The organism is Pedobacter kyungheensis (assembly GCF_000812965.1).
Classification (GTDB): domain Bacteria; phylum Bacteroidota; class Bacteroidia; order Sphingobacteriales; family Sphingobacteriaceae; genus Pedobacter; species Pedobacter kyungheensis.
In genome coordinates this window covers 1-16563 of sequence record NZ_JSYN01000020.1, presented here as the reverse complement: position 1 = coordinate 16563, position 16563 = coordinate 1, and the positions used below count along the sequence as shown (strand labels likewise).

Here is a 16563-nt window from a genome sequence, read left to right as displayed (position 1 = left end):
AATGAGTAATTTAGATGTAGTAGTTCATTCAAATAAGAGAGTTTCAATTATGGACTCTCTACATCCCATAGATGTTAGTGAGTCAAAGTGGGATTCTTTGTTTCAATTTTTGTTGAATAATAGTGAAACAGTATACTTTTATGGATTAAGAGTTTTGGTAACTAATGAAGAGCTCTTCAATACTATTGGTTTTGCAGCAGAAAGAATATTGATAAATGAAAATTACAACAGGATATTTTTTCGTTTAAAAACTGCAAATGTACTATTAAACAGGTCCTTGATAAGGACACTCTGGTTATTTTTTGAAACAGCTTCATTGGTGTTTTTGATAGATAGAGATTGCGAGGATATACTTTTAAAATCAAGCAGTAGGAATATCTTAATAAAGGATAATATTACTCAAATAGATGGTTGTTTTTTTGTTTATCAGGGGGTCGAGAGTAATGTTTTATGGGTGGAAAGCGATCAGGATTTTTCAAATGTTGTTTCGAATTTAAAACGTTAGATTAATGTGATTGCCAATGTACCAAATCTAGTGATAGATTACGGATTTGGACTTTATAATCAATCAGGAAATAATAAAACAAAAATGAAAAAAATGGCAGTAAGTGATTTGGCAATTGGTGGAGTAATCCCGGCAATTGGTATATACAATTTTTGAAGATAGCCTTAACAGGAGAAGATAAACTAACAAGAGATGGAATCAATGCAGGGAAAAAAATTTTTCACTAAAATGGTGATTGGATTTGTATTTTTTTTAATGCTCAATTGGTCGTGCGAGCAAGAGCAAAAAAAGATTATTCATTACAGTTTTAATAATGTCACTGTTAGTAGGTATGATGACAAAAAAAAAACTTATTTATACATGGGTTATTGCAAAAGCATAGAATCTATCAGGAAACATGTTTCGATAATTATTGATTGGGAATTTGATGATTTTCTGTTAGCTTCAATGATCTTTCATAAAAATGGGACTGTGGAACTCATCAGTGGAGGCGGTGGAGAGTTTAAAAAAGTTGGAACACAAACTTTAATGTTTTTTAAAGAATACACACCTGCTCAATATACCAAAATTGTCGAACAGTTTTCCACGCCAGAAGGAAACAAAAACCTTTGTGAATTAAGTGATAATTTAGATTTGGAAAGAAAAAAAACAAAGATAATAAGAGCTATATAATCATTTCCTATGAACAGGCGGCTATCTCCAAATGTGAATAAATAGACAAGCTGCTTTAAAGTTTCGTTAGGCCTCGAAATGAAGGTTCTTCTTTTGGCTATTATAGTCCTTTGCAGATGTAAATGCTAGTCTTTTAGTGAAATAAAATGCTTAGTGAGTAACAAATTTTCAGTTTCCTGTCGCATCAAGATTTTTGGCTAAATCTGCGATCAAACGCAAATCAGACAGGAAATGTTTTGTTAAACACCCAGTTAAGCCCACTGACAAAAAATCGCCCTTCAGGAATACCTGAAGGGCTTTTTTGTGCCTTTTAAGGCCGTTTTTTTAGGTTTTACAATCAGTTTGTGTTCATTTTCGCTGTTCGTTTCAACAGCAACTTTTAATTAATTTAGAACAAAATGTTCAATGATTTTGGCAGAAATGATTTGGTACTTAAGAAATACTTAAAGAAAACCGAAACAAAAATTAATCCCTAACCAATATTTATGTTTAGCGTGTGTCGTTCTAAAGGAGATTGCGAACCTCGCGCGTAAAAACGTATGTTTTATGCTTCTAGTATGATTGAAGAGACAACAGGGGCGATTAAGTTATTCGCTGCGGCGCTTGTAAACCTTGAACTTATTGATGCTTTCGACCGTTGTTATAGTGAGTCCGAAAGGATGGAATAAAAGGAGTCGCCGAAAACCTCAAACAGAGTAGGCATTATTAAAATTAGAAACGTTATGAAACTTCAAGAGTTAAATTTAAACGAAATGAAAGAAATCAACGGTGGTGGTTTATTAGGTGGTAATGATTCGTCAAATTCGGGCGGTCTTTTGGGATCGATCGGTATTGGTAACTTGTTATCATTTTCAAATGAGACACACGACGGTGATGAATCGAGTAAAACCTCGTTCTCTTTGGGGAATAACATCGGTGGAAGCTTGGAAGGATTATTCAAAAGCTTAACCAGCTAATTTGACGTAAAAACTCAATTTTATAAAAAAGGACTTCTTCGGAAGTCCTTTTTTATGCGCCCGTTTTTGTGTTCTTGCGCGTGTTAACATCCAGTAGTAGTTAATTGTTTTAATTTATCGACAACCAGTACGGTTAATGTACGCTGTGGCGTTGTTGGAAACAGCCTTTTGCACACATCTGTATGTGCAGCGGATGCGTTTGTTATAATAAGGGGAAGCCGAAAACCTTTAAGAGTAGGCAAAAATAAATCTATTTATTATGAAAATGCAGGAATTGAATTTAACAGAAATGAAAGAGATTAATGGTGGCGGCCTGTTTGGAAACAATGATTCTTCAAATTCGGGCGGTTTATTGGGATCGATCGGTATCGGCAATTTATTGTCATTCCAGACCGAAAGCAGGGATGGTGATGAATCAAGTGCCAGCTCCTTTTCTATCGGGAACAACATCGGTGGTAGTCTAAAAGGCTTATTCGATTCATTAAGCAGATAATTACCAGTTCATACTAGATTTAGGGGGGTAAATTTTTTATCCTCCTTTTTCTTTTTTAATCAATCTAACCTCATGGAAAATTTGACAAAAAAAGAATTAACAGAGATCAGCGGCGGCGCTTTGCAAAGCGGGAATCCGGCTGGTTTTGGCATTTTGCTCAGTGCAGGTACCGATAATTTGTTGAGTCTCACTTTTAATAATGCTTATGAGGACCATCAAGGCAGCACAACGCTTTCCATTGGAAAGGATATCGATCTGGGGCTGGGATGGTTAGGCTCAAAACAATAAAAAGACAATCCTGTTAAGATAGGGCTTGCCGGCTGTCACCGGTTTCAAGGAGATAGCTATGGATTGGCAATTGAAATTAATTTATGGACAGCGATAAATACATATTCCCGAAAGAGGTTATTGAAAATACGGCCGAATACCATTTTCATACCCATAATTCCTACACCAAGGTGATCTATCAGGTGATGCTCGCCGTTTTGATAGCAGCTTTTCTAGCCATGTTCCTGATCCGGGTAGATGTGAATGTAAAAAGTACAGGACTGTTCAGGCCTGCTGCTGAGCGCAATGAGATCAAGCCGCTGGTAGCTGGTAGGATCGATTCGCTTTTTATCGAGGAAAATATGCATGTGAAGGCAGGGCAGGTGCTGCTGACCATTAAAAAAGAGAATATCGAAAGTCAGGGCGAACTTAATGAGTTCCAGCAGCAAGATGTCGAAGATCAGCTGTATGACCTGGGCTTGCTAATCAATGCCTACCGTAGAAATGACTGGTCTAAGAAACTGCCGCTTAAATCGGGGGTTTACGGGCAGCAGTACAGCCTTTTTATGCAGCGGGTTACCGAGGCAAAAGCCCGTTATCAACTAGCCTATAAAAATTATGACCGCTATGCTTATCTCTACAAAAGAAAGGCCGTTTCTGCGCTGGAATACGATGAGGTAAAACTTAAAAAAGACAATGTATTTAATGAACTCTCGCTGATCGGGGAAGAGCAGGGAAGCAAATGGCAAACCGAACTCAATCAGTTAAATATCCAGCGGCAGCAGCTTGGGAGTAAGGACAGGCAGTATCGGGAAGAAAAGGAATTTTATACGATCAGGGCGCCGCTTACCGGTACTGTGCAGCAACTAAAAGGCATCCAGCCGGGCAGTTCGATTTCTGCCAATGAGATATTAGGCGAGATATCACCTGATTCGGGTCTGATTGCCGAAACTTACGTTCAGCCGAAAGATATCGGGCTTTTGCATGTGGGCACAAAGGCACGTTTCCAGATCGATGCCTATAATTATAACGAGTGGGGGTTGGCAACGGGCAGGGTAATCTCCATCTCCAGTGACGTTTTTATGCAAAACGGCGCACAACCATTTTTTAAGGTAAGGTGCTTGTTAGATAAAAACAGTTTAAAACTACGCAACGGCTATCTGGGGAGGATCAAAAAAGGGATGACGCTCCAGGCGCGTTTTTTTGTAACCAGAAGGACCCTTTTCCAATTATTATATGATAAGGCGGATGACTGGCTGAACCCAAATGTCATCCCGGAAAGTAAAACAAAACAGCAGGCAGGCCTATGAAAAGCACCAAACAGTTTTTTAAGGGCTTTTGGCCCGGTAAAAAGACAAGGAAAACCATTATCAAGCAGCATGATGTAACCGATTGCGGTGCAGCATGTCTGGCATCGATTGCCATCCATTACGGACTGGATATGCCTATTGCGCGTATCCGCCAGTATGCTTCCACCGATAAGAAAGGAACCAATGTACTGGGGCTGATTGAGGCTTCAGCCAGGCTCGGTTTTTCGGCGAAAGGTGTGAAAGCAGCTTATGATAACCTTTTTACCATTCCGCTGCCGGTGATTGCACATGTGAACCACAATAACATTGCCCATTATATCGTGCTGTACCACATTACCGAATCCTATGTGGAGGTGATGGATCCCGCTTACGGCGAAATGCAGCGGTTGACGCCGGATGAGTTCAGGGGAAAATGGACCGGTGTGCTGATTATGCTTTTACCTGGAGACGATTTTACTGCTGGAACCGAGCGGATTTCGCTGGAAAAAAGGTTTCTGTATCTTTTAATGCCGCATAAATCGGTACTGTTACAGGTACTTATTGGAGCAGTATTTTATACTATACTGGGGCTTTCTACCTCAATATTCCTGCAGAAGATCGTAGACAATGTGCTCCCGGAGGGAAATATGAACCTGCTCAACCTGATGGGTACGGTCATGATCATCATCATTCTGGTACAGATCTTTATCAATTATGCAAAGACCCTGCTGACTATCAAAACCGGGCAGCAAATTGATGCCAGGCTCATTTTAGGTTATTATAAGCATCTTTTAAGATTACCGCAGGCATTTTTTGATACCATGCGGGTTGGTGAAATCATTTCCAGGATGAACGATGCGGTAAAGATCAGGGCGTTTATCAATGATGTATTGGTTGGCTTTGCGGTCAATGTTTTCATCCTGGTTTTTTCCTTTGCCCTAATGTTTACCTATTACTGGAAACTGGCATTGATTATGCTCACCGTCGTTCCTTTGTATGCACTCATTTATTATATATCCAACCGGCTGAATAAGGCCACCCAGCGACAGCTGATGGAAAAAAGCGCCGAGCTGGAAAACCAATTGGTAGAATCGGTAAATGCGGTGAGTACCATCAAGCGGTTCGGACTGGAGAATTTTTCCAATCTGAAGACCGAGATCAGGTTTATCAACCTGCTAAAAACCGTATATACCTCAGGTACCAATTCGCTTCTGGTAGGGAATGCCAGTGGTTTTATCTCCAGTATTTTTGCGGTAATCCTGCTTTGGGCGGGCGCGGGTTTTGTGCTGCAGAATCTGATCACCCCGGGCGAGCTGTTATCGTTTTATGCCATTATCGGCTATTTCACGGGGCCGGTAATCGGTCTGATCGGAATGAACAAAGTGTTCCAGGATGCACGTATCGCTGCCGACAGGCTTTTTGAGATCATGGACCTGGAACGTGAAAAAACAGAAAACAGGACTGATCTTACCCCGGATATGATTGGCGATATCGCATTCAGGGATGTACATTTCAGGTACGGAACGCGGGTAACGGTATTTGATGGTTTTGATCTGCAGGTACCCAAAGGGAAAATCACGGCTGTTGTGGGCGAAAGCGGCTCGGGAAAAACTACACTGCTTTCATTGTTGCAGAATATCTATCCTTTGCAGTCGGGTAATATCATGATCGGGGAATTTGACATCAATTACCTTACCAATGAATCGCTGCGCAAACTGGTTGCTGTCGTGCCACAGGATGTACATCTTTTTGCCGGGAACGTAATCGAGAATATTGCTGTCGGGGACATGGAACCGGACATGAAAAAGATCATCCGCATCTGCGTCCAACTGCACATCATGGATTTTATAGAGCGCCTGCCCAATGGTTTTGATACCTATCTTGGTGAAAATGCAACCAATTTATCTGGTGGACAGCGCCAGCGGCTGGCTATTGCCAGGGCACTTTACCGTGACCCGGAGATACTGATACTCGATGAGGCCACCTCTTCACTCGATTCTTCATCCGAGGAGCATATCCATCACGCTATTTCCCTGCTTAGGGAACAGGGGAAAACAATTATATTGATCGCACACCGGTTGAGTACCGTGATTAATGCAGATAAGATTGTGGTATTAAAAGAGGGGAAACGCATGGAGGAGGGAACCCACGACGAACTATTGGGCTTAGCGGGAATGTATTCCGGAATGTGGCATAAGCAGTTTCCCCAAATGCCTCAGCGCTGATCAGGAGGGTTAAGTTGAGTTATTTTGATGGAAAAGAGTGCATCCTGGGTAGTACCTGGACTGCGCTTTTGTGTTTTAGAAGTTCAGCTGCTAAAACGAGGTAGATTGCAATAGTGCTGGCCGGATCTAAGCGGTTGTAATGAAATGTTGTTAATCATGGTATTGATATTAGTTTTTTTAAGCATTTCTAATGATTTATTGCTGGACACTGCAGCGAGCTTTCATGACCCTCATGATTTGGTGCTGCACACTGCAGCTGGTTTTCATGACCCTCATGATTTGGCGCTGCACACTGCAGCGAGCTTTCCTGACCCTCATGATTTAGTGCTGCACACTGCAGCAGGTTTTCATGAGTTTTAGTCAGTTTTAGCCCGAAAAGACTGCTTTTTAAAATTAGCTGTACTGTTTTTGTCGCTAAGCCCAGCATAGGGAGGATCGCTAATCATAACGTATATCGTGATAATACCATTTGTTTATGGATATAAAACCCATTAAAAAATGTGCGATGATTTATTTAGCTGTAAACGTAATTAGCTTAATTGCAAAAAGTTTTTTAGCGTGGAGCAAGTTGCGGTGGGCGTGATGATGTTGTTAATTTGATAAGCTTATTTGATATCTAAAATCTAACCAGCTCTTATTCCATTTTTTACGGGTTAAACACAGTAAAAATTTACCCTTTCTCTATCAATTTTTTGCCATTTTATGAGGTGTTTTTAAAATCGCAAAAACACGTTCGTCACCTGAAAACGATCGTTCATGTTAAAAAAAGCATCGTTCGTCAAAAAGATTTTACAATTATTAATTATTTATCCATATTAGATTATATTTAAATCTAACCAATTATGTCTCTCAACAAAATAAATGCAAAGTTTCGAGTTGCCGTACTTTTGACCCCTGTCTTGATCTTTCTTTCTATTAAGACTCTTAAAGCCCAGAATCTTACTGATCAAATTCCACCTTCTCCATCCAGTATGCAAATGCAGCGGTATGGGGATTATCCTGTCAGTCAATACACTGGTATACCTGATATCAAGATTCCAATCTATACCATTACGGAAGGAGATATTACTGTGCCGATTTATCTCAGTTTTCACGCCTCGGGCCTGAATCTAGATGAATGCAGCGTACCACTACTCATTGGCCCTGGATGGACACTTCAGGCTGGTGGTCAGATGACGCGTACGGTGAACGGCTTTCCTGACGAAATTTTTGGAGTCAGCACTCCCGATTTCAGTCAGAACTATCAAACTAGTTTTCAGGCGATGAAAGATCAGGTTGAGCTCTATGATAGTGAGCTTGATGTATATAGTTATAATGCATTGGGACTATCGGGGAAGTTTATGCCGAATGCAAATTACTTGTTGGATCCATATGGCCCCTACAAACCATTTCCCCTTAAAGAGAATAACTATCAGCTCTATCCAGGGGCAATAATAGATGATAAAGGTATTAGTTATAGCTTTGGAGGTAACAATGCTGAGGAATGGGTACAGTTTCAGAGTCGTCTTCTTAATACTCCGTATAATGCCGTAACAACCTGGCACCTTACTACAGTATCTTCGGCAAAATTTCCTGGAATGGGGGTGGGGTTTTATTATCAAAACGGACCTCAGGTCGGATATCAATATTCGACTGCATATATGATGGATGATGCCTATTACATCGCAGGTCAGACCTCAGATCCTTCAGCTGATCTGGGGAATAATTTCCCTTACTCTATGCCTTTGGATAATAATCGCGTCACTAATTTTTCTTCCAGAATATATTACCCGAAATTTATAGAGAAGATCGTTTTTTCTACGGGTTTCATCAAGTTTATCCTTAATACCAACAAAACCCTGAACAGGATAGAGATATATAATAAAGACCAACAACTCTTAAGAACCGTACAGCTTAACATTGATAAATTTGGAGGAGCCTCCGGAAGTGTCAATAGATTAAAATCCATAGTTTATAATGATGCTTTGGGAAATGAGCAGGAACGATATACTTTCGGTTATGTCGGTGAATTTTCTCCGTTAGGTGCATCGTCTAAAGATTATTGGGGGTTTTACAACGGTCAGCCTTACACGGGCGACTATGTTCCAAGGTTCAATGTTGATATCAGTTATGCAGGTGGTTATTACGAAGATTCCAGGATAGGAATGTTTGGGGGGTATGCAAATCGTGATCCGGATGCTACCTTTTCTGTACTGTATATGCTCAACCAGATAACATATCCTACAGGAGGATATACCACATTTCAGTATGAGGGAAACACTTCTAATAGTGGCCCGGTTGGAGGCTTAAGAATCAAGACTATTTCATCTTACGATCGTGATGGAACGCTAGCTTCGAAAAAAGATTATAATTATTGGCATGGTGCAACTGAGGTATACATAGAAAAAGATCTTTTTCGTGAAGAGATGGGGGTTATATCTGAAGGAGTAAGAGCAAGAAGGAGATCTTTTCTGGAAAATGCAGCAATTCCCCTGTCACCAAAAGGAGCACCAATGGGATATCAAAGAGTTGACGAGACGGAGGGACAGCGATATACTGTTTATTATTTCGATGATCAGCCTGCTTATCAATATGAATTACTCAATTCGCCGTTACTCTATCTAAATGGAAGGCATGAAGGGCACTTTAGGCGATTTGCTCATCACTATCAACCCTGGAATTTCGGGGATTTGATAATAAAAGCAGTTTCCGGGCCAGGCTTTTACAAATATGAAGGTTATAGCTATGATTCTTACATCAATAGTACCGTTACCGATCTTCTGATTAAGCGCGTGGTTGATTTTATTCCTGGTTCTCCTGGAGCCCCGAGCGAAAGTTTAGCTCATGAAACTTTAGGGTCGCTCTTTAATTTTGCCAAACAGTATCACTATTCTGGGGTCAAAAGACTTTCGGTGAAAAACACCTGGGATGGAGATTCCGTTAATGGCACAGGCATAGGAACTACAGAAACTTATGCCTATACCGATCCGCTTCATCCAATGAACATAACATCTACTAGTATGGTAAATAGTAAAGAGGAAACGATTAGAACAGATCTGAGCTACCCGTATAATTTCACTGGCCCGGTATATGATGAAATGGTTTCGCAGAACAGAATTGGTGAGCCAATCGAGCAGGTCCAAACTAATATTACCAAAAACAAGGAATTGAGCCACATGAAAATGGAATATGACTTTTTCAATCCCACTTCTTCCGGTCCAGGTAGATTACATCTAAAGAATATAAAAAAGTCAGTTACCGGTGCACCACTTGAAATTGAAGCTACTGCCCAACGTTATGATAACCGGGGCCATATTCTTCAACAAGTTGGCAAAGATGGTGTTATCGTCAGTTTTATTTTCGGCTATAATGACAATTACCCTGTTGCAAAAATTGTTGGAGCAGATTATGATACTGCCATTGCGTTGGTTATCCCGTCGTATTTCAATGAGAACTATTTTTCCCATAACGATACCGATATGAGAAACCATCTGGCCGCTATAAGGAATGGACTTCCCAATGCTTATGTAACCACGTACACTTACAAAATGGGAGTAGGACTAACCAGCGAAACAGACCCAAAAGGGCAAACAACTTTTTATGAATATGATAACATTCAGCGACTTAAAAAGATTAAAGACCAAAATGAAAATATTATTAAAAGCTTCGATTATCATTTTAAACATTAAACAAATGAAATTATTTTTGACCATCCTTGTTTTATTTTTAGGATATAGCAATTTGAATGCCCAACAGATCCCAGATTCTTTAAAATTCAGGGCTCAGCAATTCTTCTATCAACGGTTGTTGCACATCGACTCATCTAAAGCACGTCGGGTAGCTTTGCTACAAGTCGATCATAAGGACCGGGTAAAAGATGTATACGGGCGGTTTGATCTTAACACGCAGGGCAAGGCAAAGATTCTTTCCGACTTGGATAGCACCCGATTATCAAAATTAGCACAAATATTAGATCCCAAAGAGCTTAATATATTAAAAAAAATAGGCTCAAATTAGCCTTTTGTGGTACTGATACATTTTTGATTAAGCTCAAATTGATTCAAACTTAGGTAATCAATTAAATATTTGTGTTTTATGAAAAAGTTACACACACACACACAGATTTTGTCGATATGGACTGCACTCAACCTGTAGCATAGTGTTTCCTTTGCGCCGGGTTATAAAGCGCTAATCAAAGACCAGAATGGCTACATTTTAAAACAAACCGATTATCACTATAAAAACTAACGCTCCCGATGAAAAAACAATTTAAACACATTGCTGCAGCAGCACTATTGCTGTTTGGTAGCCATGCCTTTGCCCAGAAAGTGGTATCGGTGCATAATGGCGAAAGCGAAATCAGTGCACCCAGTAGTGTAACGCTGATCGATGGTTTTCATACCACCGGTGCGGTACGTATTTTTACCACCGGGCTGAGCTACCTCAATTGTCAGCAGCTCTCCTCAACACCTAGCACCAACCAGAATTATATTCTTACCCGAAGCTTCAAAGTACCCGGGGTAAATGAAAATACCCTTGGCAACAGCCGCAACCTGTGCGAAGAAAACCAATCTATCCAGTATTTCGATGGCCTCGGCAGGCCTTTACAAACCGTGCAGGTACAGGGCAGCCCAGGTTTTAAAGATATTGTACAGCCTGTGGCTTACGATGCCTTTGGCCGCGAGCAATTTAAATACCAGCCCTATGCTGCACAAAGCGGTACCACGGGCAATTACCGCGCAGCTGCCCTGGCCGACCAGCTGGCTTTTTACAACAGCCCTACAGCTGGTGTAAAAGCTACCGCCTATCCCTTTGCCGAAACGCAATTTGAAGCCTCGCCACTTAACCGGGTATTGCAACAAGGTGCGCCGGGTGCTGACTGGCAACTTAGTAGCGGACATACGCTAAAAACCGTGTATGGCACCAATGCCCAGGATGAGGTGAAACTGTGGACGATAAATGGTGGCGACAATGGTGCAACAGCCGGTGTTTACCTGCCGGGTAAACTCTACAAAACCATTGTTAAAGACGAAAACTGGAAAGAGGCCGACGAAAAAATGGGTACGACCGAAGAGTTTAAGGATTTTGAAGGGCGTGTGGTATTGAAACGGGTGTGGGAAACCAATAGCAAAAGCCTGAGTACCTATTACGTGTACGATGATTTGGGTAATCTGCGTTATGTATTGCCCCCCGCCATAAACGAAAACGGACAGGCCTTAAACAGCTTTGATGAAACCCAAACCATTTTCGATCAGTTTATTTATGGTTACCATTACGACGGCCGTAAAAGGCTGGTAGAAAAGAAAATTCCAGGCAAGGGCTGGGAGTTTATGGTTTACAACAAACTCGATCAGGTAATATTTGCACAGGATGCTGTACAACGTGGCAAAAGCCCGCAAGAGTGGAACTTTACTAAATATGATGCTTTTGGCAGGGTAGTACTTAGTGGCCGTTATATCGACGATTTGCATAACGGACAGTCGGGAACCAATTACAGAGCTTCTTTTCAATCTATTGCTGCTGGTACCGCTGCTTTTGAAAAACGTGACCCTTCAAATACATTAACCGGTTATAGTAATGATGTGATGCCGCAGGGCAGCATTGGCGATTACTATGTGATGAATTATTATGATGACTATGATTTTCCAGACAATAGCTTTGGCCAGCCTTCAGGCAGCCAGGCGCCGGCAGCGCGTACCAAAAGCCTGCTTACAGGTGCCAAAGTGAAGAACCTGGGCACGGGTGCCATGCTGCTTACCACCAATTATTACGATTTGGAAGGGCGTGTAGTACAAAGCAAAAGTAGCAATCACTTAAATGGTACCGATGTGGTAGATAATACCTGGAACTTTGATGGCAGCCTGAAAGCCAGTACCCGGACGCACACCGTTGCTGGGGTAGTGACTACCATTGCCAACCGCTATGAGTACGACCATGCCGGCCGCAAACTGGCTACTTTCGAAAACATCAATAACCAGGGCGAGGTAGCGCTTAACCACCTGGAGTACAACGAAATTGGCCAGCTCACTAAAAAGAACCTGCACAACGATAGCCAGGCTACTACCTTTGCCTACAACGAACGTGGCTGGATGAAGAACAGCACTTCCGATCAGTTTAGTATGCAGCTCGATTATCAGGATGGTGTTGCGCAAGGCTACAACGGTAACATTACCAAACAATATTGGGATTGGACAAATACAGCAAACCCAACTGCAAATATTTTTAACTACGGTTATGATAAGCTGAACAGATTGCAAACTGCAGCAACGGTTGCCGGTATACCGATGAGCGAAGCCATTAGTTATGATGTAATGGGGAATATTACCAGTTTAACCCGTGATAATCTTACTACCAACAGCTATACCGGTTATGATGGTAATAAGTTAACAGCTATTAGTGGTTTTATTAACAGTACTTACAGTTACGATGTTAACGGTAACCAGAAAACCAATACGGCCAGGGGCATTACAAACATTGATTACAATTACCTCAACCTGCCTGTTTCTATTGCAGGCCCGAATGTAAGCTATACCTATGATGCTGCCGGACAAAAACTGCAAAAGCAAGCTGGAGGTACCACCACCAATTATATTGATGGTATCCAGTATACCAATAACAATATCGATTTCATTCAAACCGAAGAAGGGATAGCTAGAAATAACCCTGGGGGTAACTACAGTTACGAGTATAATCTGAGCGACTACTTGGGGAATGTTAGGGTAACTTTTAAACAAAGCCCTATACCTCCCTATGCTTTAGAGGTAATACAACGTGATGATTACTATGCTTTTGGTTTAAGAAAAGAAGGTTCTCCAAATGCCAATGTAAACAAGTACCTTTACAATGGTAAGGAGTTGCAGGAGGAGTTAGGACAATACGATTATGGGGCAAGGTTTTATGATCCGGTAATTGGGAGGTGGAATGTAATTGATCCGCTAGCGGAAAAGATGAGAAGGCATTCTCCGTATAATTATGGGTTTAATAATCCGATTAGGTTTGTAGATCCTGATGGTATGGAAGGTAAAGATTTTGTGAAAAGAAAGGATGGAAGTATTTATTGGGATGATAAAGCTAATGATCAAGCGAGTACTAAATCTGGGGAAACTTATTTAGGGAAAACCTTAAAATTTGAATTCAATAGCTATATTGATGGAAAGCTTTGGGACGGGCCAACAATGGGTGGATTGATAGATCCAGCTGGAGATAAGCTCACCAGCACAGTAACATTAAAAGCCAGCGAGAATGAAAATGGAGAGTTGACTGGGTTGACTGCGTCTAAATCGGTAAAATTAGGTGATACACCTTTCGGCGAAGCAAGAGGTTACTATCCTGGAGAGGGGGGGAATAATAATGTATTTTCGAAAATGGCTACTTCACAGGGTACAGGCATCAACTTTGAACAGCATGCAAGCGTTTCAAAGTCAGAGGAGATAGCGCTAAACTCTATTGGATACAAAATTGTAGATGTGGCCCAAAAACTTACCATCAATTATAACAAAAGTAATGGAAATCTTTCTGTTGCTGCTTTCACAAATATTTTTCCTTCAGCTACTCTAAAAGTAAATGGAAGTAATGTAATGCAGTATAACCAACCTTCCTTCACTAACACCCACACTGCCCCGTATCGAAGTGTTCCATATGGTGGAAGGGTTTATGACTTCAGATATTATCCAACAAAATTTTATAAGCGTTAAAAATGAAATCTAAATCACAACTAATTATTATAGTTTTAGGGGTATTATCACTGTGCCTCGGCGTTTGGCAGATGATGCAAACGGCAACGATGATATTGTCTCCTTGGTTTTTAATATTATTCTATTCATTTATTACTATTTGTGTTTCATTTGTATTAGGTTATTTGTTAAAAAAAATATTGAAATCAACTTGGTATAATGTAACATTTGCTAGTATGTTTATAATGTTGGCTTGCATTACTTTTTATGTAACCCAATATAAGTCTACTTATGAAATTGTTGTTCCAAATAATTATACTGGAGAAGTTAAACTATTTTTGTCTAATGAAGACGGAAATGACTTTATAATCAATCAATATGGTATTGGCTATATAGATGAAAATACCTTTAAGGATGGGTTTAATCCAAAAGTTATTAAAAAGAACGTTGATATTACAAAGCAAATCAAACAATATAATAGAGGTGCTTTTGCAACTACTCAAAAAAGTAAATATTCTTATGAGTACCTATCTTTTTCCGTTTCTGGCAAAGTAGAGGATATAGATGAAAGAGATATTTCGGAGCTAATTAAAATTAAGGCAGTTGATACCAATCGTTTATACAGGAAACATTAATTTAATGAACCCCTCTGGTTTTAGCGTCTCGCTAAGATCAAAATAGAACTTACATATCAAAGCCCGGCAGTTTAAAAATAGCTGGGCTTGTTATTTCTGTAGGAGTCCAAGTTTGATTAGCCTTGCTTTAATGACACCGTAGGTACGGAAATGCAGTTTGGCGAGTTGAGTAATCCTGATGCCTTCGTTAAAGCGCTCTGCTAGCAATTCATCTTCTTCTTCATTCCAGGGTAGTTCTTGGTTACCTTATTGTGAGAGGGCTTCGAGTTGATTAATGGCAAAGAATAATGCCCATCTATCCGTAGTCTTGAGCCCTCGGATTGAGGGTAGGGAGACTACGGATTAATTAATGGGATCGCGGGTGAATAACTTATAGCCTGGCCTTAGTTTGTATAGCAATTATTATAATTAGCAGTAGTTATCAATTATTTTTTTACGCAGCTCAGTTTGTTATCCTAATGATTTATTTTCTATACTTAAAATGTATTAGAACAAGTGAACTTTACAAGCCTTCTCACTATATCAGGATGATTATTATTTTAGTTTTGAATTTATATGCATTCATTTTTCAGTAACACTGGCGCTACAATTATTACAAGGGATACAAGGATGTTTAAATTTATGAGGGCAGCAGGTGTTCCTTTCTTACAACTTTAATTATGGGAATGTACAATATTTTAAAAACAGAGGTTCAGTGTGCTTATTGCAAGAACTTTTTTGAGGGTAACATTCAATTTAAATTTGGTGATACTTGGTTGTATGAATATTCAATTGGAGATGCTATTAAATGGGGAGGGCTAGACGTTGGAAGTTCCAGTTATGACAAAGTTAAGGTGTATGGTTTATTAGAGGAGGACAAATGCTTAATCTGCGGATTGGAAATTGAATATGAATATGATATCATTGTAGAAAAAAATATTATCAAGTGTGTTATCCCGATTTCGAGTATGGATGAATATAATTCTACTGATGGTAACTATCATGTTTTATAGGCGACTGCATAAACAGTAAACCACATGTTTGTGGGCGCCTGCTACGTAGTTAATAAAATTATAGCCAGGCCCCCATCTGTCCGTAGTCTTGAGCCCCTGGATTGAGGAGAGGTCGACTACGGATTAATTAATGGTGGCGCGGGTGGATAACTTATCTTTAAAAATGATTTTAACTTTAGCCTGGCCTTAGTGCCAGGCTTTTTATTTTTTTGCCAGAATTATACCAGCGGTGCAGCCAATACTTCAGTTATACTTACGACAAGCTGAACCACTTAACTAACACAGCCGCAGGCAACAATCTGGGCGAAGCCATTAGTTACGATGTTATGGGTAATATTACCAGTTTAACCCGCGATAATTTTGGTACTAATAATTACACAGGTTACAATGGTAACAAGCTGACTAACATTAGTGGCTTTACCAACAGTACTTATGCTTACGATGCCAATGGTAACCTAACCAGCGATAGCCAAAAGAATATTAGTTTAGGATATAATTTCCTTAACCTGCCGCAAACCGTAAGTGGAAGCCAGAATTTAACTTATACTTACAATGCCGCTGGCGAAAAGCTACAAAAACAAGCTGGAGGTACCACCACCAATTATATAGCTGGTATTCAGTACACCAATAACAATATCGATTTCATTCAAACCGAAGAAGGGATAGCTAGAAATAACACTGGGGGTAACTACAGTTACGAGTATAATCTGAGTGATCACTTGGGGAATGTTAGGGTAACTTTTAAACAAAGCCCTATACCTCCCTATGCTTTAGAGGTAATACAACGTGATGATTACTATGCTTTTGGATTAAGAAAAGAAGGTTCTCCAAATGCCAATGTAAACAAGTATCTTTACAATGGCAAGGAGTTGCAGGA

Annotated in this window: 13 protein-coding genes and 1 pseudogene; all 14 read left to right on the top strand. The window is 40.2% G+C overall.

Annotation, left to right across the window (positions count from 1 at the left end):
* Window position 1: 1 nt before the first annotated feature.
* Window positions 2-505, top strand: coding sequence for a hypothetical protein (locus OC25_RS16730; RefSeq protein ID WP_039478368.1), 504 nt, complete (start codon window positions 2-4; stop codon window positions 503-505).
* Window positions 506-697: 192 nt separating this feature from the next.
* Window positions 698-1177, top strand: coding sequence for a hypothetical protein (locus OC25_RS16725; protein ID WP_039478366.1), 480 nt, complete (start codon window positions 698-700; stop codon window positions 1175-1177).
* 722 nt (window positions 1178-1899) lie between these two features.
* Complete coding sequence (locus OC25_RS16720) at window positions 1900-2133, top strand: hypothetical protein (RefSeq protein WP_039478364.1); 234 nt, start codon at window positions 1900-1902, stop codon at window positions 2131-2133.
* 259 nt (window positions 2134-2392) lie between these two features.
* Window positions 2393-2626 carry a hypothetical protein gene (locus tag OC25_RS16715; protein WP_039478361.1) on the top strand — a complete coding sequence of 78 codons (234 nt, stop codon included), beginning with the start codon at window positions 2393-2395 and terminating at the stop codon, window positions 2624-2626.
* A gap of 72 nt (window positions 2627-2698) precedes the next feature.
* On the top strand, window positions 2699-2914 hold the full coding sequence (locus OC25_RS16710) for a bacteriocin (RefSeq protein ID WP_039478359.1): 216 nt from the start codon (window positions 2699-2701) through the stop codon (window positions 2912-2914).
* An 83-nt stretch (window positions 2915-2997) separates the two neighbouring features.
* Window positions 2998-4203 (top strand): HlyD family secretion protein, encoded by a 1206-nt coding sequence (locus tag OC25_RS16705; protein WP_039478357.1) that lies wholly within the window; start codon window positions 2998-3000, stop codon window positions 4201-4203.
* Window positions 4200-6407, top strand: a complete 2208-nt coding sequence (locus tag OC25_RS16700; RefSeq protein ID WP_052266264.1) for a peptidase domain-containing ABC transporter — start codon at window positions 4200-4202, stop codon at window positions 6405-6407. Before OC25_RS16705 ends, OC25_RS16700 begins: the two co-directional genes overlap by 4 nt.
* A 156-nt stretch (window positions 6408-6563) precedes the next feature.
* Window positions 6564-6767 (top strand): hypothetical protein, encoded by a 204-nt coding sequence (locus OC25_RS27965; protein WP_156131502.1) that lies wholly within the window; start codon window positions 6564-6566, stop codon window positions 6765-6767.
* 482 nt (window positions 6768-7249) lie between these two features.
* Window positions 7250-10075 carry an RHS repeat domain-containing protein gene (locus OC25_RS16690; RefSeq protein ID WP_039478352.1) on the top strand — a complete coding sequence of 942 codons (2826 nt, stop codon included), beginning with the start codon at window positions 7250-7252 and terminating at the stop codon, window positions 10073-10075.
* A gap of 4 nt (window positions 10076-10079) precedes the next feature.
* Window positions 10080-10403: a hypothetical protein gene (locus OC25_RS16685; protein WP_167335405.1), complete on the top strand. Its 324-nt coding sequence runs from the start codon at window positions 10080-10082 to the stop codon at window positions 10401-10403.
* A 239-nt stretch (window positions 10404-10642) separates the two neighbouring features.
* Window positions 10643-14080, top strand: a complete 3438-nt coding sequence (locus OC25_RS16680) for a DUF6443 domain-containing protein (RefSeq protein ID WP_039478347.1) — start codon at window positions 10643-10645, stop codon at window positions 14078-14080.
* 2 nt (window positions 14081-14082) lie between these two features.
* On the top strand, window positions 14083-14694 hold the full coding sequence (locus OC25_RS16675; protein WP_039478344.1) for a hypothetical protein: 612 nt from the start codon (window positions 14083-14085) through the stop codon (window positions 14692-14694).
* Window positions 14695-15359: 665 nt separating this feature from the next.
* Window positions 15360-15686: a hypothetical protein gene (locus OC25_RS16670; protein WP_156131501.1), complete on the top strand. Its 327-nt coding sequence runs from the start codon at window positions 15360-15362 to the stop codon at window positions 15684-15686.
* A gap of 209 nt (window positions 15687-15895) precedes the next feature.
* Window positions 15896-16563: pseudogene (locus OC25_RS16665) on the top strand (DUF6443 domain-containing protein); the annotation flags it as partial.

What these genes read in the sequence shown, in the direction of transcription:
- OC25_RS16730 (WP_039478368.1), top strand. Translation starts at nt 2, where the DNA reads ATGAGTAATTTAGATGTAGTAGTTCATTCAAATAAGAGAGTTTCAATT.
- OC25_RS16725 (WP_039478366.1), top strand. Translation starts at nt 698, where the DNA reads ATGGAATCAATGCAGGGAAAAAAATTTTTCACTAAAATGGTGATTGGA.
- OC25_RS16720 (WP_039478364.1), top strand. Translation starts at nt 1,900, where the DNA reads ATGAAACTTCAAGAGTTAAATTTAAACGAAATGAAAGAAATCAACGGT.
- OC25_RS16715 (WP_039478361.1), top strand. Translation starts at nt 2,393, where the DNA reads ATGAAAATGCAGGAATTGAATTTAACAGAAATGAAAGAGATTAATGGT.
- OC25_RS16710 (WP_039478359.1), top strand. Translation starts at nt 2,699, where the DNA reads ATGGAAAATTTGACAAAAAAAGAATTAACAGAGATCAGCGGCGGCGCT.
- OC25_RS16705 (WP_039478357.1), top strand. Translation starts at nt 2,998, where the DNA reads ATGGACAGCGATAAATACATATTCCCGAAAGAGGTTATTGAAAATACG.
- OC25_RS16700 (WP_052266264.1), top strand. Translation starts at nt 4,200, where the DNA reads ATGAAAAGCACCAAACAGTTTTTTAAGGGCTTTTGGCCCGGTAAAAAG.
- OC25_RS27965 (WP_156131502.1), top strand. Translation starts at nt 6,564, where the DNA reads ATGGTATTGATATTAGTTTTTTTAAGCATTTCTAATGATTTATTGCTG.
- OC25_RS16690 (WP_039478352.1), top strand. Translation starts at nt 7,250, where the DNA reads ATGTCTCTCAACAAAATAAATGCAAAGTTTCGAGTTGCCGTACTTTTG.
- OC25_RS16685 (WP_167335405.1), top strand. Translation starts at nt 10,080, where the DNA reads ATGAAATTATTTTTGACCATCCTTGTTTTATTTTTAGGATATAGCAAT.
- OC25_RS16680 (WP_039478347.1), top strand. Translation starts at nt 10,643, where the DNA reads ATGAAAAAACAATTTAAACACATTGCTGCAGCAGCACTATTGCTGTTT.
- OC25_RS16675 (WP_039478344.1), top strand. Translation starts at nt 14,083, where the DNA reads ATGAAATCTAAATCACAACTAATTATTATAGTTTTAGGGGTATTATCA.
- OC25_RS16670 (WP_156131501.1), top strand. Translation starts at nt 15,360, where the DNA reads ATGTACAATATTTTAAAAACAGAGGTTCAGTGTGCTTATTGCAAGAAC.